The organism is Halobacillus salinarum, from assembly GCF_022919095.1.
GTDB classification, from domain to species: domain Bacteria; phylum Bacillota; class Bacilli; order Bacillales; family Halobacillaceae; genus Halobacillus_B; species Halobacillus_B salinarum.
Genome location: NZ_CP095073.1, coordinates 3054654 through 3075533, shown reverse-complemented (window position 1 = coordinate 3075533; position 20880 = coordinate 3054654). Strand labels below are relative to the sequence as shown.

Genomic DNA, 20880 nt, shown 5'->3' with positions numbered 1-20880 from the left:
TATGTGCCAAACATGCCACGGGAGAGGCGTCTATTATGCCCAAACAACTACTGCAGTCCATGTGCTCCCTTGTCCAAATGAAACCTGCAGAAAGATCGCTCAGGAAGAATCAGCAAAGCATATCAAGAGGATTAAAAACGCCTTGGATAACCAGAAAGAAGCAGCTGTATGAATACGACTACAAATCAAATCCCCATGCTTCCAAAAACGAGCGATCATGAATTTCTTCTGGAAGACCTGGAGCTGACTTTTAACAAGCGTCAACTGCAGCATATACGAAGAGCCTGGAACTGGGGCATCGGACTCGAGAAGATAGCAAGCAGATACAAACGGGATCCGGATGAAGTCTTTTTAGCTCTATTTCACCTGGCTCGAAAAGGACAAATTCATCGATCTTTTGGAAGGAGGTATATCCCATGAGAAATGCTACTCAGTCATTGGAACTCACCCCCACCAAGCTGTCGAAAGGGGTGAAGGAAAGGAAGAATTATTTAGTTCATAAGCTCTGGACAATGGGTTATACGCAAGACCGAGTAGGTAAACCCACAGAGAATATGACACTGACAGAATTGGAACAGATCCACATCAACTTACAATGTCAAAAAGCCAGGGAGGAAGCTCATGATTGAATTTACCGTTTTAGGGGAGCCGGTCGCTCAAGGGAGGCCGAGAGCTGGCAAGACACGTAAGGGGAAAACCGTTCTTTACGATCCTCAGAAATCAAGAGACTTTAAACAGTACGTTGGACTTGTTGCTTCTCAACACGCGCCTTCTGAACTGTTAGAAGGACCGTTGAATGTGAAAGTGAAAGTTTATAAGCCGATGCTCAAGAGGTTCTCAAAGAAGCGCACACAAGAAGCTGAGTCGGGATTATACCGACCATTAACCAAGCCTGATGTTGATAATTACGCAAAGGGGATTAAAGATGCTCTCAATAAAGTGATTTGGAACGATGACAGTCAAGTGGTGGAATTCACTATTAGTAAATGGTATAGCTCGAAACCACGCATTGAAGTTGAGGTAAGTGAGTTGGAATGAGGTTGAAAGTTGAAGAGGGAGGGGTAGATCAAACACCCCAGTTTTGAAAGTATTCAAAAAAGCCCATATTCATAGGTATAGCCCATATGTATGCACCTATAAGTGCGACACCGACCAGTAAAAAATTAAAGATTTGTTTAGGTAACCAACTAAACATAATAGAATAAACCAAACAAGCAGCACTCATTGTAGCTATCAGTACAATAATGGGTCCAACAAACATCATCGAATTAAAATCAATACCCTCAAAAATGTTCATAAAATCTTCCTCTCTATAAGTTAATAGTTAAATATTACTACGATTTAGTTCTTTTTGCTAATGTATTTTAAGGAACAACGAATTTATGAGATAGAAGAAAAATAGGAGGTTTTAGATTGAACCAAATGACATTCTTCGACTCCGTAGAAATTGAGGTACCTAAAGGAGTGAAATCACCCCTGGAGTGTAATAAGAAGTTAAACTCTCAGGCTTACGTAGCCAATAAAAGGCTCTTTTCTGAATATGTAAAGATGATCCAGAGACACTATGGTTGTTCATGGTTTGAAGCAAGAAAAAAAATCTTTGAGGTTAGAGACAAATAACAAAGAGGGAGGAGAGGATTTTGATGACTACCGTTACTGGACGAACCTTACCTGAAGTCGTGAATCGCTGCAGGGAGATTGAAGAGAGAGGTTTTGAATGCATCTCTCCGATCAAGAAGCTCTATAAAACAAAGAAATTATACGCTCATGAATCGAATACAAGGGCTCATTTGTCCAAAGATATTTTTGTGGGGATGGATGACGTTGTTTTATTTAAAGCGGTTTACAGGGATAAGAGCATTCCTGCAAATGAATAAAAGCAATCCAGTGGTAGGTCTGAATTGCTTTTGAGAAGTATGGTGTTATAAAGGGTGGAAATGATTTTAGTGAAATCACCTTATTCTACAAGGTATGACATCACTTCAGAAAGAGTGATTAGAAAAAGCCGGAAAGATTCCGGCTGAATAGAGGAGGAGTACTAGTTCCCTCTGCGTGAGTATGCGAATGGTGATTAAGACTAGTCTCGTGTACATTATGGCTACTATTAAGAACAGCTATACACTAGTGAAAAAATAAACGTCAAGGCTTCAACCCTGACGAAATGTAACACCAATTTATTCACTATAAAATCTTAATACCAAGCAGCGCCAACAATAACAAGCAAAATAAACAGTACAACGATCAGCGCGAAGCCACCGCCATAACCGCCACCGTAACCCATGAGCTCACCTCCAAAATGACAGATACGTTATTGTATGAATGTGTGAAGTGAAAAGGATGGGCAGTAAAGAAAAAAGACATAAAGAAAGCCAAGAGCTAGGCCCTCGGCTGAATCTGACAATTCAATTATAACATGGGGGTCTGCTCGATGCGTGCTAAAGACATAAGTATTGATACTGATAAGCTTTCGATTCCTGAACAAGCAATTGAGAAAGGAAAAGTAAAAGTGATTGTATTAGATGGAGTCCAGGGTAAGGCTAAAGTAACAGAAGCGGTAGAGCATGGATCGACAATTATAGAGACTGCTAAAGGAAAAACTGCTAAAATTAGGTATGAAGAAGGAGAATTATTTTGAGGAGTGGTTATTTTGGAACAGTTTTTGGATTTTGTTAAGCAATATAATTGGATAGGAGTACTTGTTTCTGTACTAATTTTCGTAAGAAAAATGTATCCAATTACTAGTTTGACAGCTGATGTTGTAGAGGAAAAATTATTTTCGAAGGAAAAAAGAATTGTGTTAGATATTACAAAATTTCTAGTACAATCAATTTATTGGGCTTTTGTCTTACTAAGCATAAATCTTTTTTTAGAAGGAACAATGTTAGGGGATATTAATACTCTCTGGGGGGCTATTTTTAGCATTTTTGGTGGAATACTTTTCTTTTATTTCTTTTTTGATGTGGAATTAAATTGGAACAGTTCAAAAAAGTTAATTGTACCTTTATTCATTTTTTATATAATCTTGTTAGTATTAGTTGGTTCAAAATTCATTGATATGGCTGAAACCACGTTTAAAGATCCTATATCATTATTTTTTGGTAAAGCAACGCTCGCTTTTATAATGGGTTTATTTGCAACAAGACTTTTTAAACCAGCATTATTAGCTATACAATGGTTTGAGAATAAAGTTATTGTCTCTTATAAAGAAAAGACTGAAGAAGATTGTAATGTTTGGTTTGTTTTTCATCCAATTAATAAAGATCACATTTTGGTGGGTGATTCAGAGAGTTTAAATGAATGCAAAAAGAAAAAAATAATATTAAAAGATAAGATCATAGATAAACAATTAATAATTGAAAAAATTAGATAAGTCCAAGATAGGAAAGCCTGAGGACACAGATCAGAGCAAAAGCTCTTGATTTGTGTCCTTTTTTATTTGCTATGAAAGGATGAAATTCATGCTGGATCTCTTGTACGAATATAAACAAACACTACGTAATACTAAAAGGCAGCTGCAAGAGCTAATTGGAATTCCGGAAGAACAAAAAACGATGCAGCAAATATCAGATATAAAAACCTATCGGAATATTACTAATGATCTTAAGTATGTTACCGAATGGTTAGAGAATGGACGCACTCCTGGAGCGAAGAGAGGTTATGACCGCAGGGAAGCTTATAAGAGACTAAGTTATACGAACAATGAAGTTCTAGATTTTCTTAATTATCATGTTGCAGATCAGGCTGCGGAAGATAGTGACCCAATAAATGATTGGGATAAAGAGAGGATTGACGATGCTCTATCTGAGCTTACTACTACTGAGAAAGACGTTTTCTTAATGCATGTGGCTGAACTTTTTTCTTTTGAAGAAATTGCTGCATTAATGAATGTTAAGAAAGGAACTGTGCAAAAACACTATGAACGAGGATTGAAAAAGATTAGAAAAAGAGCAGTTGATAGTTTACTTTGTTTACCTTAAATGTAAAATAATGTAGTATAATGGACATAGTAAGGGGGAGCAAAATTGAACAAAAATGAAATTTATGAAGCATTACCGTTAGAAGTTTTGGCTATGTTTTATTTTAACGTAAGATTTAAAGCAGAAGTGGAGGGTAGGATAGAAGACTTGGATGAGGCAATGATATTAATTGAGGAAGTAGCAAAAGAGAGAAATTTACTTCCTGAAGAGCTATACATAAATGGAAAAATTTATTTTGAAGAAGCACTAGGCCATTCGTAGTTGTAGTTTATCCCTTTTTATAATTTGGATAGAATTGACTATAAAAAGGATGAAACTAATTGTATTGGCAGGGTGTATTAAAAGTTAAGGTATTCTTTAGCACTATTATTATTATGGTTACGATCATTTTTTTCGTCTTTAAAGAGGAAAGAAAATAACACTTAGAATTTTTAGTTGCTGTCTAAGAAGTAGATAATAAGCTTTTCTACATCAACACTTAAAAACAAGGGAGTTTATTCTGTATCGCAGAATAAACTTTTTTATTTTGTCTATCGATTATATAACTTTTTTGTCAAACAGGAAATATTTTCTTTTTTGTAGGGTTCAATGTATAATTCTTAAAGAGAGTTTGTCGAATAATGAACAATAGAGGTGTAATTTGTAAATGAGAAATTTTTCGACGTTTACTTTGGATTCTTTTAAATTCGAAATCAGTGGGACATACAGTGTCCGTAAAGATGGATCGATCGTATTGGAAACGAATAAGAAGGTGATCAAAGATTCATTGAAAGGCTACGTTGCTCACGGCCATTTTGTAAATAAAGTTGAAATTCATAATCCGGATTTAGACTCTATAGAAAAATATAATGGTCCGTTTGAATTGGCAATACCTTTCAGTTTAGTCGTTTTGAAAAGGAAGAAATGATAAGAGTAAAATTATAAGTACATTAGCCCTTAATTTGTAAGGTTACTAACAAAAAAAGTAGGGTATGGGTTAATAGGATGTCGAATTTGGTCGAAAAACAGGAGGAGATATTAGTGGATGGACACCTCCAAGTACTTGAACAATTGTTGACCACGGCCTTTCTGTTAACACATACCAATTGGATTGATTTCCAACACTTTCAAGATGGCCTTCCTATTCAGTTAGAAAAACACGATGGGGATTTGCAATTAATAAAGAATTCCAGATTAGATGAGTATATCCAGAAGAATTGTCAATTTTCTAATTGGAATCATTTTATTTGTTATCTGTTAGAAGAACATTCGGTAAGAAAGTTAGGCTACTCATTAATAGATTATGGTAAACACTCCTAATAAGGAGTGTTTTTTTGTCTTACGAATGCCACCTATACACACATAGATGTTAATAAAAATGAGGTGCTTGTGTGTGAACATCCAATCCATAAAAACGGCAAACATAAATCCTTCCGTTTATAATCCTAGACGGGATTTAAATTCAAAAGATGAAGAATATCAGAAATTAAAGAAATCTATTCAGGAGTTTGGTTACGTTGATCCATTAGTCTGGAATAAACAAACAGGAAATTTAGTAGGTGGCCACCAGAGATTTAAAATCCTGTTGGAGGACGACCCGGAAGAAATTCAAGTTTCAGTCGTGGATCTTCCTCTCGAAAAAGAGAAGACTTTGAACATTGCCCTTAATAAAATTGAAGGTGGATGGGACGAAGAGAAGCTTCAGGTTCTTCTTCAAGAGTTGGATGATTCAGAGATGAATGTGGAAATTACAGGCTTTGACGGGGAGGAACTTGAGGAAATCTTAGCAAGTGTTCCCGAAGATACGGAGAGTACCGTCGAAGAAGATAGTTTTGATTTTCATGGAAAGATTGAAGAACTTAAAAACACCGAAGCTGAAACTCAGGATGGAGACGTTTGGCAGCTCGGCAGGCATTTCCTCGTTTGTGGAGATGCGACGAAGAGGGAAGACGTTTTGAAATTACTTGGAGAAAGAAAAGCCAACCTTATTGTCACGGACCCTCCCTATAATGTTGCTGTAAAAAGTGATGCTAAAGAATTAAAGGGAAGTGGCCATGGTTCCATCATGAACGATGATATGGACGAGGACCTGTTTGAAGGCTTTCTCAGTTCGGTTTTTCGAGAGTATGCGAATATTATGGATGACAAAGCAGCTATTTATGTCTTTCACCCTTCATCCTACCAACGCGAATTTGAAGATGCCATGAACCAACATGATATAGAAGTGCGATCCCAATGTATTTGGGTAAAGAACGCACCTACCTTTGGATGGGCTCAGTATCGCTATAAGCATGAGCCTATTTTTTATGCTTTCAAAAAAGGAAACTCGCCTTATTGGTACGGGGATCGGAAACAAACGACAGTTTGGAAAGCGGGGTTACCTGTTGAAGAACCTGAACCTGAATCAGTTTGGGAAGTTTCTCGAGGGGATGTTTCAAAATATGTGCATCCAACGCAAAAACCATTGGAACTCATTTCTATTCCATTGAAAAACAGCAGCAAGAAAGGTGATTTTGTAGTAGATTTCTTTGGAGGTAGCGGATCCACCTTACTAGCTTGTGAACAGCTGGGAAGAGATTGTGGTTTACTAGAACTGGATCCTTATTTTTGTGATGCAATTAAGAAGAGGTATGAGGAATACACAGGGATTACACCAAAGTTACTGAATCCACGTAATGAGGAATAATAAAAAGGAGGGTGTGAGTAGCACCCTCCTTTGAAAGGGGTTGCCAGAGCAACCTGGCAGAGAGCGTGTTCGTACCGTGGCCACGGTTGAGTGAAGGACACGCTCTCACTTCTATTCTAATGGAAGGCTAGGTGGCTGGCAATGAAAAACACGAACAAAAGTTCGATTGACGAAAAAGAATCATTAAAAATCCAATATGAGTTAAAGCAAATTGAAGATATAGAAGAATCCAAAGATAAATATCGAAAGATCGTCAATGCTGGGATTACGAGATGGGTGCGTGACTTTCAAGGCGGACACATCAAGATTGAATCCGTGGAGGATTTGAAGAAACTAATTGAATTAGACCTCCAATTGCAAAAAGACGATGAATACTGAAACAAACACAAATCCTATGGAAGCCATCGGAGGTGGGTGATGATGTAATGCCTCGACCACGTGACCCCAGGAGGGATAAGGCAAAGAAGCAATGGCTGAAAAGGGAAGGAAATATAAAACTTGTTGATCTTGCTGAACAGTTTGACGTTTCCAGTAGCACGATAAGGAAATGGAAAGCAACAGATCAATGGGAGAAAGAATTGAAAGGGAGCGCTCCTAAACCGAAAAAGAGCGCTCCTAAACCACGCGGAGCCCCTCCTGGGAATCAGAATGCTAAAGGGAACCCGGGAGGCGCGGCTCCTTATCAAAATAAAAATGCGGTAACGACAGGTGAATATGAAACCATTTTTGAGGACGTTCTTTCAGATGAGGAACGTTCTCTTTTTCATGGGATCGATACATCCCCCTTATTGCAGCTGGAGGAGAATATCCGCATTCTTTCCATCCGAGAAAGGCGCATGTTGCAACGGATCAAAGACGCGATGAATGGATTAACTCAGAAAGAGAAAAGAGTGCTCCAGGAGCTACAATCCGTGAAAGAACCAATGGAAGTCTATGATGATAAATCCGGTGAAACCAAGATCGTTACACGAAACAAGCAGGAGCTAGTAGTTACCGAGATTGCCGAGAAAGAGTATCGGAAAATCGATGACATCTTAAAGATCGAGGATGCTCTCACACGTGTCCAAGGACAAAAAATGCGGACCATCAAATTGAAACACGAGATTGAAACTCAATTTAATCACCGGAAGCTGCTTGATGAGGAGAAGTTGGTCATCGAGAAAGCAAAAGCTAAGGTATCCCCTAGTGTTGGCCAAAAAGAAAATCCTTTAGATTTAAGTGGGTTGAGCATGGAGGAGTTGAGAGAGCTTGCTAAACTTAACAAACCATCAACGTGACTCCATTGTTGAAGCAGCCCAAAATGAATTGGCCAAGCGCTCTTTTAAGGATTATGTCGTTCGAGTCCATCGAGGAAATTACCGGCATTTCCGTCATACTGAATATATTTCCGAAAGACTGGAACCCATTGCTCATGGACAGCAAAAGCATTTAATTATTGAATTGCCTCCACGGCATGGGAAATCCATGACAGTGACCGAGTCTTTTCCTTCATATTTTCTATCGAAGAATCCGGATAAACGAGTGATCGCTGCTTCTTATTCCGACTCATTAGCTCGTAAGTTTGGGCGCTTAAATCGTGAAAAGGTTAATGAATATGGCCCAGGATTATTTGGTATCTCCTTGTCGTCTATCAATGCGGCTCAGAATAATTGGGGCATTCATGGCCATACCGGCGGAATGATCGCCACTGGGATTGGGGGTTCCATCACCGGGGAAGGGGCAGACCTTCTCGTTATTGATGATCCGTTCAAAAACAAGGAAGAAGCAGACTCCCAGACCATGAGAGACAAGGTTTGGGGCGAATGGGAAGCGACCCTATCCACGCGTCTTCATAAAGGTGGATCTGTCATTGTCATCATGACTCGGTGGCATGAAGATGATTTAGTTGGGCGGCTGCTGGAACAAAGTCCTTATGACTGGGAAGGAATTCGGATGCCGGCTATAGCCGAAGACGAAGATGATCTGTTGCAACGGGAAATAGGAGAACCGCTCTGTCCTGAACTTGGATTCGACGAGGAGTGGGCAGATAACAAAAAAATTGAAGTCGGCAGCCAGACCTGGACGGCTTTGTATCAACAACGGCCTTCGCCAGCTGGAGGAGCTATTATTAAACGTGGCTGGTTTCAATATTACTCTAGGGCCCCGGGTCACTTCGACGAAATCATTCAATCGTGGGATATGACCTTCAAGGATAGTAAGGCTTCTGACTACGTGGTTGGACAAGTGTGGGGAAAGAAAGGGGCCGACCGTTATTTATTAGACCAGGTGAGAGGACGCCTAAGTTTTAATGAAACTATCAAGGCGGTAATCAGCCTTTCCGCAAAGTGGCCAAAGGCAAGGGCTAAGTTGATTGAGGATAAAGCCAATGGACCTGCCGTTATCTCTTCTTTAAAGAAAAGAATTACAGGACTGATACCGATTGAGCCTAATGGAAGTAAAGAAGCCAGGGCTTATGCTGTTTCCCCACAAATCGAAGCTGGGAATGTTTATATTCCGGATCCATCTGTGGCCCCATGGGTGCATGATTTTGTTGAAGAATGTGTATCTTTTCCGAATGGAAAACATGATGACCAGGTGGATAGCATGACTCAGGCACTCAATCGATTCGAACGATACAAAGCCAAACCAAAAGTAAAAGCGAGAAGTTATTAATGACAGCTGGAGGTGATGAAAGATGGCCAAAACGCATGCCTATGTGCTGGATGATGGGGAAGTGGTTTCTCAAAAGTATATGGACCGATATGCGATCAAACAGGATAGTGATGGGGGCTCAAAAAAGATTCCCAGTGACCGCTTTAAAACGGCGTACGGGGAATATGGTTTGATCCAACCCCTTTATAATCCTGAAGCCCTGGCAGAGCTCTTAGAAATGAATACCCACCATTATCGTTCGGTAAAGACAAAGGCAAGAGATATAGCAGGCTTAGGGTGGTATTTAGAAGCAGCGGATGAAGTGGAAAATCCTAGCGAGGAGCAGAGGAAAGTAGCGAATGATTTTCTCAAGAACCCGAATCCCTTATTAACGTTATCGGAAATTAACGACCAAGTGATGGTCGATTTTGAAGCCACTGGGGATGGATATCATGAAGTAATTAGGAATAAAGATCAGGAATTAGTTGGAATCGAACATATTCCTTCTCATACGATGCGGCGCCATAAAGATATGGACCGTTACGTGCAAATCCGGGGATCGGAGCGTGTATGGTTCAAACGGTTTGGTTTAGAGCAAGACGTTCATTATCAAACCGGCGAGTATTTTAAGCTTGGTGAACTGGATGAAAGCGAGCGGGCTAATGAAGTTCTTCATATCCGAAATTACACTAGCCGGTCCGATTACTATGGCATACCCGATATCATGCCGGCATTAGGAGCGGTATTGGGGGATCGTGAACGCCAGGAGTACAATATCTCCTTTTTTGATAACCATGCGATTCCTGCTTATGCCGTTACGGTGAGCGGAGCGGAATTAGATGAAGATACCGAGAAACAAATCCAGAAGTTCTTCCAGCAGGATGTGAAAAAGTCCAATCACTCCACGCTTGTGTTAACGGCAAAGAAAGCCGAAGGAGATATGAGCGAGGAGCCAATTGAATTCAATTTCCAAGCGCTAAGTACAGACACCAAAGAAGCGAGCTTCCGTATGTTCCGCCAGGATAATCGAGATGAGGTTTTATCGGCTCATGGAGTTCCACCTTATCGTGCTGGAATAACGGTAGAAGGACAGCTGGGAGGATCCAGTGCCAGCGAAGCTACCGAGATTTATAAACAATCAATCGTAAAGCCCAAACAGGAGTTACTCGAAAACCGTATCAATCGATTCCTGCTGCAGGAAGGGTTAGGAGTCACCGATTGGGTGTTTCGCTTTAAACAGATTGATACGAGAGATGTAGATAAAGAGATTAACCGACTAGATAAATTGTTTAGCATGGGAGCGTACAGTCCTAATATGGTCCTCATGGATATGGGGAAAGAGCCTCTCGAGGATCCCAACATGGATCGCCATTTCGTCAATGGTAGGCCGTTAGATGCGAGCAACGAAGAAGTGCAAGCGATCATGCGATCGATGAAAGACTTACATGAAAAGCTGATTAAGACGGCAACCAAAGGGTGATGAGGGATGGATAAGAAAACAGCTGAACGTATGAATCTCCAAGTGATGAAGTTCATGAGCAGTTACGGATTCTATCCAGCCATGAAGGATCGTGAAGAAGAGATTCTCTCGATTGAAGACCGGTTAAGCAATCGGTTGTTTCGCGCGCAGGTGGGATTAGAATCGTCTTTCATCCAAGCATTGAGGGAGAAAGGTTATCTGCCGGGCAATCCAGCAGAACAAAAAGCTCTTATTGATCTCATCATGGAAGCTCCCTTTGAGCAGATGAGTGAAATCATCTCTGAGGAAGGTTTAGTGAGTGCGGCAACAGGAAGGCAATTAACCGCTGATGACATTGCCGAGCAAGGCGTTGAAATTGCTTTAAGTGAATTCAGTGATCAAGCAACCGAAGAATTAAAGAATCGAATCTATACTTTTTCTAAAGATACTTTCGAACGGATCAAAGGAGACTTTGCTGGAACACTAGCAGCTGGTTTTGAAGAGGGGGTAGGCATTGATGAAGCAGCTCGTTCCCTGAGAGCAGATTTTAGCCACCTTAGAGACTATCGCTTGCGAACGATTGCTAGAACCGAAGTCCAAGGGGCGCAGAATGAAGGCATTGAGAGAACCATGCAAGATTATGATGTGCAATACAAGCAATGGTTAACGGTAGGCGATCGTAGAGTAAGAGGAAGAGATTCCAGTGATCGCTATGACCATGTTTCCTTACATGGCGAAGTGGTGAGAAGGGATGAACGATTCTCCAACGGATTAATGCGGCCATTAGATCGCAGTGGCCCCATTGGGGAATGGATTAATTGTCGTTGTCGTATGCGTCCGTATTTACCTAAGAAGAATGAAACGATTCTTACCACGCCTTATTATCCAATGAGTGCTTAATTGGTTACACGAAAATAAGCAGGCCATTGGAATGACCTACTTATCGATATTACTTTCTATATAGTCTGCGTAAAAATTATCAGTGCTTTCTAATCCGGTTTGAAATAACCCCTTATCGGTATTGGCATACTTTGCTGTCATGACAGCTGGATCATTTCGATCTTCTCCATTTGTTATGTAAATACGAACGGAATCAGACTCCGTATATTTATGGGAGATATCACGAACGATTTCCTTGAGTTTTTCTTCTTCAGTGGCGTCAGTGCTAACGGTTAAATGTTCTGTTCCGTTACTTTCTAAATTCTCGTTCGTGATTTCATACTCAGGAACTGATCCAGAGTTTGCACTACATGCTGCTAGTATAAAGATTCCTAAAAATAGGATGATACTTAAAACTTTTTTCATGAGTAGACCTCCTTATTAATGAAAACTCTTCCACATTTTAATGGGAGTCGAAAAAGCTGTAAAGTTTACTCAGTTAAAAGTTGTACCAACAAAAAACAAATTCCTATGGGGAGGTGTTGGGAGTGGTTTAGCAATAGAGGAAACTCAATAATTCTTAGGAAAGGAGAGAGACTCATGCCTGAATTGACAGCGCCTCTCGTCTTTAAGAACGAGGAAAAGAGGATTGTCCATGGACCCGTTCTTATTCCAGAAGAGGAAGATACGGACGGAGACGTCGTAAGTGCAGAGAAGATCGAGGAAGTAGCCCATCAATTTGTTGAAGAGTACGGCAATATCGACCTGCAGCACTCGCTGAACAATGTGGGAAAAGTTATCGAATCTTACATTGTTCCTGTTGATTTACACATTAATCAAGAAAAAGTTGTACCAAAAGGAAGTTGGATGTTAGGAGTCCGAGTCACAAATGATGCTTCCTGGGAAGCGGTGAAAGATGGACGATTGGGAGGATTTTCGATTATGGCCATTGAAAAAGCGAGTCTTAAATCGAAACGGTCAGAAAAGAATGCAGCTCAGAAACGGACAACGCTAGCCGATTTAGAAGAAGGCGAAGGATGGGTGGTCAATGCCGTTTCTCTTGTCGATGAGCCGGCTGTCCCAAAAGCTAAATATATCGCAGTGAAAAGTAAGTCATCTGATAAAGAATCCTCTAACGCTTCATCCAAGAAAAACGTGCAGAAAGAAGAGGTTGGCGAGATTACAGATGAGGTCGTGGCCAAAGCGATAAATGGCTCATTGGAACAAAGGGAACGGTTAGTCCGAAGGCAAGTGTACGCTACCTTTGATTCAGACACTACGGAATCGTATGTGCATTCCACCCTTCAAGACTCCGTGATTATCCGGTTAGAGGATTACTTGCTAGAAGAAGTGAAATTGATCCAACTGGGTTATGAAATGGATGACCAAGGAAATGTCACTTTTACGGGAGAGCCAAGGGAAGTAAGGATCGAAGAAAACGTGGTTCCTGTTGAGGAATCGGGTCCAAGCGCAGCTGTTTTATCTCAATCTGGAGAAGCGGAAGAGAGCCAGACTTTATCTTTCAAAAATGAGGCTCAGGAGCAGGACGACCGAAAGAACCAGTCCGAGGGGATCATGCAGAAAATCATGAAATTCTTTAAGCCTGCAGAAAAAGCAGGCCGAACAATTAATGAAGAAAATTATCGCAAGCTTCTGGAAGCTCAAGAGGTGATTAACGACCTTATTGCCAGTGCTCAGTCGGAGCGTTCTCATAAATCTAAACAAGAAGGTGAATTAGATATGAAAGAATCTGAAGTACAGGAAATGATTAAAAAATCTGTCGAGCCTGTTAACGATAAAATCAACGAACTGCTGAACACCTTAAAAGGTTCTCAAGGTGATCATTCTTCTCAAGAAGAGGATGACCAGCAAGAATCAAGTGAAATAGCAGCTGACAGTCAAACAGAAGAGGCAGAGCCAGGATCGGAGGATGATGAAGGAGAAGAGACCTCCACCAAATCAAGCGCAGACACACCCACTGATGAAGAATGGGATAAAGTAATGAAAGAACTTGAAAAAGCCAAGCAGCATCAACCTTTCTCAAGACGGCTGGCCGGACAAGATAACCAATCTGAAAAATCACAAGAAACGCAGAATGATCGAAACGCCTTTGGTTTTAAACGTAAGGCTGAATAAAGCTATCGCTGAGAAAGAAGCGGTGGCTTTTTTATATGCATAATTATTTTTATTTACACAGGAGGTTTTTCCATTGGATACCAATCAAGACATGCTCGCAAAAGTACAAAATGCCATGAAGGCTATGCAACGTTCTGATTTAGGCTCATCAATTTTAGCAAGAGAGAAACGACAGCGCTTTGTGCGGACCGTATCTGCATCTACGAAACTCTTAGACCGTGCCCGTCGAATAAATATGCAGAGTCATACCCACGATATTGACCGCGTAGGATTTGCTGCACGTATTTTAAGAGCGGCGACAGAAGCCGATGAACCGAATGGAGAGTCTAGCCCAAATACGGATACGAACACTCTCGAATCTGTGGAAGCGATTGCCATTGCTGGACTTACAGATTCTACACTCGAAGATAACATCGAGGAAGAAGATTTTGAGAATACGCTTATTGACCTTATTGCCGATCGGGCAGGACTCGATCTTGAGGAACTATTTATTCAAGGGGATAAGTCTAGTTCAGATCCATTCCTGGCATTAACGGATGGCTGGTTGAAGAAAGCAGCTAATGAAGTGGACGGAACAAGTGACGCAGACTTTGCTTCCGATGATGTGGAATCTATGTTCGACTCCATGATTCACGCTGTTCCGAAGAAATATCTTCGGAATCGTGAAGATTGGAAGTTCTATGCTCATTGGGATATAGAGGACGCCTACCGAAATGTCTTGCGTAACCGAGGTACAGGCTTAGGTGATTCTGCACAGACAACTGCTCAAGGACTTGCCTACAAGGGAATCGGGGTCGAGGATTCTTCGAATATGCCTGCAGGTACAGTTCTACTTGCTCCAAGCTCAAACCTTGTTTATGGGATGTATCGCGACATTCGTATTGAGCCCGATCGTCAGGCGAAGAAACGACTTACAGATTTCGTCACTACGATGCGAGTCGACTGCCATTATGAAGATGAAAATGCTGCAGTGGTCGGTCGTGGATTCAGCGGATAATTCAGAACAAGGAGGAGGGAGCATCAATGAAAGATATTAAAGTCATAAATAAAGGAAAAAAAACCCGGTTCCGATTAGGTGTCGGGTTTTCTCCTAAAGAACCGGTGGAACTGACGGTCAGCAATCGAGAGTATTTAACGGTGAAAGCTGTGAAGGATTTTCAAGTAGAGGTTATTAACCCTGACTCGGATAAAGGTTCGGATATCTCGAGCACTAAGACGAGTGACAATCCGCAGAATCATACTGAAGAAGACTTTAATTTGTCTGACCTAACGGTTGATGAAGTGATTAAAGCCGTGCAGGAAGGCAAGCTCGATATAGATCAAGCGATAGCCGATGAGATGGAAGGAAAAAATCGGAGCACGTTATTAGACGAGCTAGAAGGAATGAAGGCTGAAGCGTAACGTTAAGGAGGCAGCATCATGCCTTTGTTTGAAGGTAATAATGTAACGGAAATCGTCACCGCTGATGATATTAAGAAGCTTACCGGCATTTCCACGAATGATTTTAGATTTCCAAATGAGGATGACCAGGAGAAAGCTTTAGATGATTTATTAAATCGGTGGATTAAGCAGATTGCGTCTCATATTCGTACGCGGTTAGGACATCCTGTCTTTCCAGAAGATGAAGAATATGAAGCGATGCAGGATATTGTTACCCGTACCGTAGCGAAGTTGGTTGCGACGGCCCAACAACAGCGGTCCAGTCCAATCATTCAGATTAATGATTTTGCGGTATCGGTGATTAATACAGCTGAAGTGACTAAGGACATAAATAAAGAGCTAAAGCCCTTCCAGGAGCGAAGGGTTTCGGTTTTTTCTTCTTTAGACGATTTCCATGCAGACGCTTAAGAGGTGTTAAAACGTGAGGGCTGAGATTGATTTTAATGAATTACGGCAGCTGGTTCCTAAGATTCGTCGTGCTTTAAATACTTCCACAAGCTTACTTGGTCAAGAGGTATGGGGTAACCTCATGGAGTTTTCCCCACAAAATCATGGCCGTTTAGCAGGGTCATGGCACCTGCAGCAACAAGGTGAACGATTATTCATCGTAGGAACTTCCGTAGAATATGCGGCTGTTCAAAACGATGGATCCGATCCTTACATGATTTATCCAAGACAAGCAGAAGTCTTACGTTTTGTGGTCGGTGGCCAAGTGATTTACGCGAAAGAAGTGATGCATCCAGGGATCACTGGCACGCATTACATCGAGGGATCCATCGCAAAAGCTGAATCTCGTATTGAAGAATTTGTTTACACTGCTTTATCAAGAGAGGGCTTATCATGATGAAATCAAGTGAAGGTATTGCAGCAATTTATCAGCAAGCAAGAGAAACCTTGCTAGACACGATTGAAAATCACGAAGATCTAACCGAAATTCAAGATGTAATTTTTGGCCAGAAAATGAAAATCGGAAACATGCAGCTCCCGGCTGTTTGGGTTACTCCATCTCCCTATACACCAAAAATAATAGGTGGACATCGAACGCAGCATGATATGCCTTTTGACATTGTAGTTTTGGTGAAAGAATTCGAACCAGAGAAAGGCTTAAAAAAGGCGCAGGAGATTGTTCTATCAATTTATGATGTGCTGATGAAAGACCGAACCCAAGGCGGGAGTGTTTCCGATACTCTTCCAACTAGAGTCGATCCAACCTATGAAGCTGGCAATTCCACGCAGGTGTATTGGTCATCCATTCAAATGACATTTCGAATTCAGAAAAAGGAGTAATGCAGGATGTCACAACTACCAAAGAATATAGGAAAAGGCGAAGGCGGTAATGGTTTAGCGAAGCTGGAGGAATTCTTAAAGGGCAACGTGGATGACCTCAACATGTTACGTGATGAATTACAAGCGTTGCTTCAAAAACTCGATAATGATTCAGGCACCGCCAATGATTATGAATCGTCCTTAGCTCCCAGTGAATTAAAATCTAAGAAGTAAAACAGGAGGTGAGTCATTCATGGCGATTACACGTTATTTACAGATTGGTGAGGAAGCCAATTATGGAGAAGAAGCCAGCACCTATGCAGAAACACTTGATCCAGAAACGGTCGATATTGATTCCGAAGATGACGATAAACTGATTTACGAAGGGATGAGCGGCTTAGATCGTCTTGCCCAAGTCGGGGTGTATTCGACGTCAGGGTCCATTACCCTTCCGGTTGATGATTTAGCGAGCGGTTGGTTCTGGAAATGGGCACTAGGAGGTTATAACGTCACAGGAGATGGATCCACTCCCTATACACATGAGTTTACTCCGAAGCGTGGCTCGACCATGACCTCGTTTTCTGCGAAAGTAGGCAAGGATATCTTTGCTCATATTTTCTTAGGAAACGTGATCGAAAGTATCGAACTTGAAGTCGAAAACGAATGGGCACTCATGACAGTCAATACATTAGGAGCGAAAGATAAGCATGGAACCTTGGAAGAACAAACGTTCACTGAAGGCAATGTTTTTACGGCTCCCATGGTTACTCTTGATCGGGATGGAAGCGACGTTTCCCCTGATGTAAGCTCCTTATCTTTAAGTGTGGAAACAGGGGCAAATGTTGAGGATTCTCAAGGTGTTGGCTCACGCTTCCCAACAAAAGCATTTATGGGATCCATGGTTGTCAATTTAGACCTAACCTTGGATTTTGAAAATACAGATCAACTTACCCAATTTTGGGGTGGAGATACTGAACCGAGTACAGATACAATTTCCGAATTTGGTTACACCCTTCATATCGGAGAAAACTATGATATCTCTTTTCCACGTATGATTTATACTTCTTCCAATCAAGGGGTAGAAGGAAGAGATGCTATTCAGCAAGAACTGACGGCACGTGCTTTATTTGATCCAACCAATCAGGAGGGGCCGATCCTTGTGAGTCTCACGAATGATAAAGCTGAATATAGCACAGGCGCATAACGAACAGGGGAAGACCAAGTGACGGAACTTGGTCTTTTTTGGTATTCAGAACAGGAGGAATTGCATTGGCTAAAAAGTTAACTGCAGGTGTACTGCAAGGAAAAAGTTATACAGAAACAATGAAGGACCTTGAATTTAATGGAGAAATGTTTGAGCTGGAAATCCGTGCTTTGGACAACGAAGAAGCGACAAAGGTTCAAACTCCTTCTAATGAAGGGGTGTACGTCAAAATGAAGCCTGGATTAAAAGGAAAAATGACCAGGAATGTGGATCTGAACATGAAAGAGAACTTCCGAGGGCAGCAGGAATCGAACTATCTTGCGGTGGCTTACGGAACGACGGACGAATCAATCACTTACGAGGTGGTTAAATCCGAGTTCCCACGAAAGTTGGTCAAGGAAATCGCGGAGCGAGTGAAACAGATCTCAGGCATTTCTAATCCTGAGGAAGTCAAAGGATTTAGCGAAGGTGAGGATACGCCCAGCGACGAGGGATGAGAGCCGTAACTTCTATTTTCTTGTAAAGGAATGCGGCATTTCACCGCTGGATATTCCGAAGATGTCCCCTTTGCAGGAACAAATCCTCATCCATCAGAAAAACGAGCTTGATGCCGAGCAAAAGAAGGAACAGGAACGCCAACAAAGACGCATACATGCGCAGCGTTCCTCACGAGGTAGGCGTAGGAGATGATGAAACATGGCTCGAAACAATGTTGAAATAGCAGTTCGAGGGATCGACGATGCATCTGGCACTTTTCAGGATGTGAGTCGAGCCGCTAACCGAGCGATGAGCCAAGTGGAATCTTCGGTTCAATCCATTCCTGATGTAGATATCGATACCTCTCAAGCTCAAAGTCAATTAAATGACTTACAAAGCACCGCGCAAGAAACGGAGAATGCTTTAGGAGATATTGATTTAGGAGCCATCGCAGGAGGAGCAGCCACAGGAGCCGCAACTGGGTTCATGGCAGATATCGAGGGATCAGCTGCTGATTTGCAAGCGCAACTGGGAACCACAAGAGAAGAAGCAGAAAAATTAAGAGGGATCGGTGTAGATGTTTTCTCCAATAACTTTGCTGGAAGTGTAGGAGAAGCTACAAGCGCTGTGGGACGTTTAAACCAGCTGACAGGAGCACAGGGAAAAGCTCTTCAAGGCATGACCCAGGATGTTTTTAAAGTCGCTGATGCTTACGACCAAGACTTTAATGAAGTGATCAATGCTGCCCGTGCCAACTCTCAAAGTATGGATATTTCTTTTTCAAAAGCCCTTAATAATATCGCAGCAGGATACCAGCAAATTGATAAAGGCGCAGAAGATTGGCTGGATACTGTAAACGAATATTCTCCTTCTTTTCAGAGGATCGGTGCCGATGGCCAAGAAATGATTGCAATCATCCAAGCGGGGATGAAAGCTGGTGTCAAAGATACGGATAAGATGGCTGATGCGGTTAACGAGTTTGGGATCAAACTCCAAGAACCTGATAATAAAGCTCTATTAAAAGTCGCTGAAACCATGACGGATACAGATAAGGAAGCACAAAAACTTATTGACACTTGGCAAAGTGACTTTGCTAAAGGTGGAGACGCAGCTGCTAAAGTCACGCAAGATGTTGTTTCTCACCTGAATGATATGGATAATCAAGCACGTAATCAGGCAGGAGTGGGGTTGTTTGGCTCCATGTGGGAAGATACGAGCGGTAAAGTCGGAGAAGCGTTGGACTTAGCCAATCAGAAAGTCATTGATTCTGATAAGGCTATTGACCATTTAGGTGCCAAATATGACACAGCTTCGAGTAAGTTAGAAAGTTTTGGTCGTTCTATTTTAGGAAAAGTGGCTGGACCCCTAGAGAATATGGGACCGACGTTGAATGTAGCAGCCCAGGGCTTCTCAGCCGTCGGTACAGGAATGCTTGCCATGAAAGGTTTGGGAATTACCGGCCTGTTTGCGAAATTAGGGCCAGCCATAGCAACGGCCGCAAGTGCTACATGGGGTTTTACAACCGCATTACTGGCGAATCCGATTACGTGGATCGTCGCAGGAATAGCAGCGTTAATCGCTGTTATTATTTTGCTATGGAAAAACTGGGATACCGTCAGTGCTTTCCTCGTGAAAAGCTGGCAATGGATAAAGAGTACGGCGATAACCGTATTTACGGCCATTGGCCAGTTCTTATCGAATACCTGGGCGGTCATATGGACAACGATTAAGGCAGTTTGGAATAAAGCGCTGACCTATTTATCAGGAATTTGGACAGCCATTAAGGTGATTGCAACCAATACTTTTAATTCAATGGTCAGCTTTTTCGTCGGTGTATGGAATGACATTTGGATGAAGATCATGAACGTATGGAATAGCGTGGTAACTTTTTTAACTTCGCTATGGAATAAGATTAATGCGATTGCGACGGGTGTTTTTAGAGGCATAGAGTCATTCTTATCCGCCATTTGGAATGGTATTTGGTCAACAGTTAGAAGTGTATGGACAACCATTTCTAACTTTGTAAGTTCCATATGGAACAATATTTGGAAAATCGCAATAACGGTATTTCAAGGATTAGAATCCTCTTTAAGTTCCGCATGGGATTCCATATGGGGCACGGTTCGGAATGTATGGACCAGTATCAAGTCTTTCATGACAGGATTATGGAATGGCTTAAGCTCATCGGCTTCCAGCATCTTCAATGGTATCGGTCGTATGATCGCTGGAGTGTGGAATAGCGTATCAAGTACAACCAGTCGTATTTGGAATGGGATAGTCGGATCCATAAAAGGGGCCATAAACACCGTCGTTGACGCTATTAATGGGATGTTGAATTCCATTAGTGGCATAAGCATTTCCATTCCAACTATTCCGGATTGGGTCCCTGGCATTGGCGGGATGGGAGGCGGTTCATTGTCCTTTCCGAATCTGCCGAACATTCCTCATCTAGCGACTGGTGGGGTCGTCAAAAAACCGACGATTGCCCAAGTCGGTGACGCAGGGAGAGGGAATCCTGAGATCGTTGCTCCACAAAAAATGATCCGAGGCATTATTGCGGATGAATTGGAACGGTTACTAGGTGGCTTCATATCTAATGGAGGAACGACCTCTCAACAACCAAGACAACCGTTACAGCTATTCTTGCGGTTAGGCATGAATGATTTTGAGGCGTTTGTTGAAGACATTACAGAAACGCAAGAGAAACAGGACTTTGATTTGAGAAGGTTTAATGGAGGGTGATGGA

General features: G+C 41.7%; 30 protein-coding genes. 27 read left to right on the top strand and 3 right to left on the bottom strand.

Features of this window, described 5'->3' with window-relative positions:
- Window position 1: 1 nt before the first annotated feature.
- From MUN89_RS15820 to MUN89_RS15805, 4 genes are read left to right on the top strand one after another with little or no spacing between them, the layout of a single operon-like run.
- Window positions 2-172, top strand: coding sequence for a hypothetical protein (locus MUN89_RS15820; protein ID WP_244708737.1), 171 nt, complete (start codon window positions 2-4; stop codon window positions 170-172).
- A complete protein-coding gene (locus MUN89_RS15815; protein ID WP_244708736.1) occupies window positions 169-420 on the top strand; it encodes a hypothetical protein in 252 nt (83 codons plus the stop codon). The genes MUN89_RS15820 and MUN89_RS15815 overlap by 4 nt, the downstream gene beginning before the upstream one ends.
- The gene (locus MUN89_RS15810; RefSeq protein ID WP_244708735.1) at window positions 417-629 is read left to right on the top strand and encodes a hypothetical protein; all 213 of its coding nucleotides are present in this window, start codon (window positions 417-419) and stop codon (window positions 627-629) included. The genes MUN89_RS15815 and MUN89_RS15810 overlap by 4 nt, the downstream gene beginning before the upstream one ends.
- Entirely contained in the window at window positions 622-1038 is a 417-nt protein-coding gene (locus MUN89_RS15805) for a RusA family crossover junction endodeoxyribonuclease (protein WP_244708734.1), read from the top strand. The genes MUN89_RS15810 and MUN89_RS15805 overlap by 8 nt, the downstream gene beginning before the upstream one ends.
- A gap of 28 nt (window positions 1039-1066) precedes the next feature.
- On the opposite strand, the gene MUN89_RS15800 is transcribed toward MUN89_RS15805, so the two are convergent.
- Entirely contained in the window at window positions 1067-1297 is a 231-nt protein-coding gene (locus MUN89_RS15800) for a hypothetical protein (protein ID WP_244708733.1), read from the bottom strand.
- Window positions 1298-1643: 346 nt separating this feature from the next.
- Here MUN89_RS15800 and MUN89_RS15795 point away from each other — a divergent pair, with 346 nt between their 5' ends.
- On the top strand, window positions 1644-1877 hold the full coding sequence (locus MUN89_RS15795) for a hypothetical protein (RefSeq protein WP_244708732.1): 234 nt from the start codon (window positions 1644-1646) through the stop codon (window positions 1875-1877).
- A 314-nt stretch (window positions 1878-2191) separates the two neighbouring features.
- Here the strand turns inward: MUN89_RS15795 and MUN89_RS15790 are convergent, their stop codons facing one another.
- A complete protein-coding gene (locus MUN89_RS15790; RefSeq protein WP_244708731.1) occupies window positions 2192-2281 on the bottom strand; it encodes a YjcZ family sporulation protein in 90 nt (29 codons plus the stop codon).
- A gap of 147 nt (window positions 2282-2428) precedes the next feature.
- On the opposite strand from MUN89_RS15790, the gene MUN89_RS15785 reads away from it, so the two are divergent.
- The 12 genes from MUN89_RS15785 to MUN89_RS15730 all read left to right on the top strand — a co-directional run bounded on the left by MUN89_RS15785 (window position 2429) and on the right by MUN89_RS15730 (window position 11632).
- Window positions 2429-2635, top strand: a complete 207-nt coding sequence (locus MUN89_RS15785; RefSeq protein ID WP_244708730.1) for an XtrA/YqaO family protein — start codon at window positions 2429-2431, stop codon at window positions 2633-2635.
- A 12-nt stretch (window positions 2636-2647) separates the two neighbouring features.
- Window positions 2648-3370 carry a hypothetical protein gene (locus tag MUN89_RS15780; RefSeq protein ID WP_244708729.1) on the top strand — a complete coding sequence of 241 codons (723 nt, stop codon included), beginning with the start codon at window positions 2648-2650 and terminating at the stop codon, window positions 3368-3370.
- Window positions 3371-3458: 88 nt separating this feature from the next.
- Complete coding sequence (locus MUN89_RS15775; protein WP_244708728.1) at window positions 3459-3977, top strand: sigma-70 family RNA polymerase sigma factor; 519 nt, start codon at window positions 3459-3461, stop codon at window positions 3975-3977.
- Between the two features lie 45 nt (window positions 3978-4022).
- Complete coding sequence (locus tag MUN89_RS15770; RefSeq protein WP_244708727.1) at window positions 4023-4238, top strand: hypothetical protein; 216 nt, start codon at window positions 4023-4025, stop codon at window positions 4236-4238.
- Window positions 4239-4623: 385 nt separating this feature from the next.
- Window positions 4624-4884, top strand: a complete 261-nt coding sequence (locus MUN89_RS15765; protein WP_244708726.1) for a hypothetical protein — start codon at window positions 4624-4626, stop codon at window positions 4882-4884.
- 113 nt (window positions 4885-4997) lie between these two features.
- Window positions 4998-5276: a hypothetical protein gene (locus MUN89_RS15760; protein ID WP_244708725.1), complete on the top strand. Its 279-nt coding sequence runs from the start codon at window positions 4998-5000 to the stop codon at window positions 5274-5276.
- A 73-nt stretch (window positions 5277-5349) separates the two neighbouring features.
- On the top strand, window positions 5350-6642 hold the full coding sequence (locus MUN89_RS15755; RefSeq protein WP_244708724.1) for a site-specific DNA-methyltransferase: 1293 nt from the start codon (window positions 5350-5352) through the stop codon (window positions 6640-6642).
- 135 nt (window positions 6643-6777) lie between these two features.
- On the top strand, window positions 6778-7020 hold the full coding sequence (locus MUN89_RS15750; protein ID WP_244713860.1) for a hypothetical protein: 243 nt from the start codon (window positions 6778-6780) through the stop codon (window positions 7018-7020).
- 47 nt (window positions 7021-7067) lie between these two features.
- Window positions 7068-7919 (top strand): phage terminase small subunit, encoded by an 852-nt coding sequence (terS, locus tag MUN89_RS15745; RefSeq protein ID WP_244708723.1) that lies wholly within the window; start codon window positions 7068-7070, stop codon window positions 7917-7919.
- The gene (terL, locus tag MUN89_RS15740) at window positions 7891-9294 is read left to right on the top strand and encodes a phage terminase large subunit (protein WP_244708722.1); all 1404 of its coding nucleotides are present in this window, start codon (window positions 7891-7893) and stop codon (window positions 9292-9294) included. The genes terS and terL overlap by 29 nt, the downstream gene beginning before the upstream one ends.
- Window positions 9295-9316: 22 nt before the next feature.
- A complete protein-coding gene (locus tag MUN89_RS15735) occupies window positions 9317-10753 on the top strand; it encodes a phage portal protein (RefSeq protein ID WP_244708721.1) in 1437 nt (478 codons plus the stop codon).
- Window positions 10754-10759: 6 nt separating this feature from the next.
- On the top strand, window positions 10760-11632 hold the full coding sequence (locus tag MUN89_RS15730; protein WP_244708720.1) for a phage head morphogenesis protein: 873 nt from the start codon (window positions 10760-10762) through the stop codon (window positions 11630-11632).
- Between the two features lie 36 nt (window positions 11633-11668).
- Here the strand turns inward: MUN89_RS15730 and MUN89_RS15725 are convergent, their stop codons facing one another.
- Window positions 11669-12037, bottom strand: coding sequence for a hypothetical protein (locus MUN89_RS15725; RefSeq protein ID WP_244708719.1), 369 nt, complete (start codon window positions 12035-12037; stop codon window positions 11669-11671).
- Window positions 12038-12211: 174 nt separating this feature from the next.
- Here MUN89_RS15725 and MUN89_RS15720 point away from each other — a divergent pair, with 174 nt between their 5' ends.
- The 10 genes from MUN89_RS15720 (at window position 12212) to MUN89_RS15675 (ending at window position 20876) form a co-directional block, all read left to right on the top strand.
- Window positions 12212-13747 (top strand): XkdF-like putative serine protease domain-containing protein, encoded by a 1536-nt coding sequence (locus tag MUN89_RS15720; protein ID WP_244708718.1) that lies wholly within the window; start codon window positions 12212-12214, stop codon window positions 13745-13747.
- A gap of 73 nt (window positions 13748-13820) precedes the next feature.
- Entirely contained in the window at window positions 13821-14744 is a 924-nt protein-coding gene (locus MUN89_RS15715; RefSeq protein ID WP_244708717.1) for a phage major capsid protein, read from the top strand.
- Between the two features lie 26 nt (window positions 14745-14770).
- Entirely contained in the window at window positions 14771-15148 is a 378-nt protein-coding gene (locus MUN89_RS15710; RefSeq protein ID WP_244708716.1) for a hypothetical protein, read from the top strand.
- An 18-nt stretch (window positions 15149-15166) separates the two neighbouring features.
- The gene (locus MUN89_RS15705) at window positions 15167-15595 is read left to right on the top strand and encodes an RNA-binding protein (protein ID WP_244708715.1); all 429 of its coding nucleotides are present in this window, start codon (window positions 15167-15169) and stop codon (window positions 15593-15595) included.
- Window positions 15596-15608: 13 nt separating this feature from the next.
- Window positions 15609-16031 carry an HK97 gp10 family phage protein gene (locus MUN89_RS15700; protein ID WP_244708714.1) on the top strand — a complete coding sequence of 141 codons (423 nt, stop codon included), beginning with the start codon at window positions 15609-15611 and terminating at the stop codon, window positions 16029-16031.
- Complete coding sequence (locus MUN89_RS15695; RefSeq protein ID WP_244708713.1) at window positions 16028-16474, top strand: hypothetical protein; 447 nt, start codon at window positions 16028-16030, stop codon at window positions 16472-16474. The genes MUN89_RS15700 and MUN89_RS15695 overlap by 4 nt, the downstream gene beginning before the upstream one ends.
- A gap of 6 nt (window positions 16475-16480) precedes the next feature.
- Window positions 16481-16687: a hypothetical protein gene (locus MUN89_RS15690; RefSeq protein WP_244708712.1), complete on the top strand. Its 207-nt coding sequence runs from the start codon at window positions 16481-16483 to the stop codon at window positions 16685-16687.
- Window positions 16688-16706: 19 nt separating this feature from the next.
- Complete coding sequence (locus MUN89_RS15685; protein WP_244708711.1) at window positions 16707-17657, top strand: phage tail tube protein; 951 nt, start codon at window positions 16707-16709, stop codon at window positions 17655-17657.
- 65 nt (window positions 17658-17722) lie between these two features.
- Complete coding sequence (locus tag MUN89_RS15680; RefSeq protein WP_244708710.1) at window positions 17723-18154, top strand: hypothetical protein; 432 nt, start codon at window positions 17723-17725, stop codon at window positions 18152-18154.
- A gap of 199 nt (window positions 18155-18353) precedes the next feature.
- The gene (locus tag MUN89_RS15675) at window positions 18354-20876 is read left to right on the top strand and encodes a phage tail tape measure protein (protein ID WP_244708709.1); all 2523 of its coding nucleotides are present in this window, start codon (window positions 18354-18356) and stop codon (window positions 20874-20876) included.
- The last annotated feature ends 4 nt before the right edge of the window (window positions 20877-20880 follow it).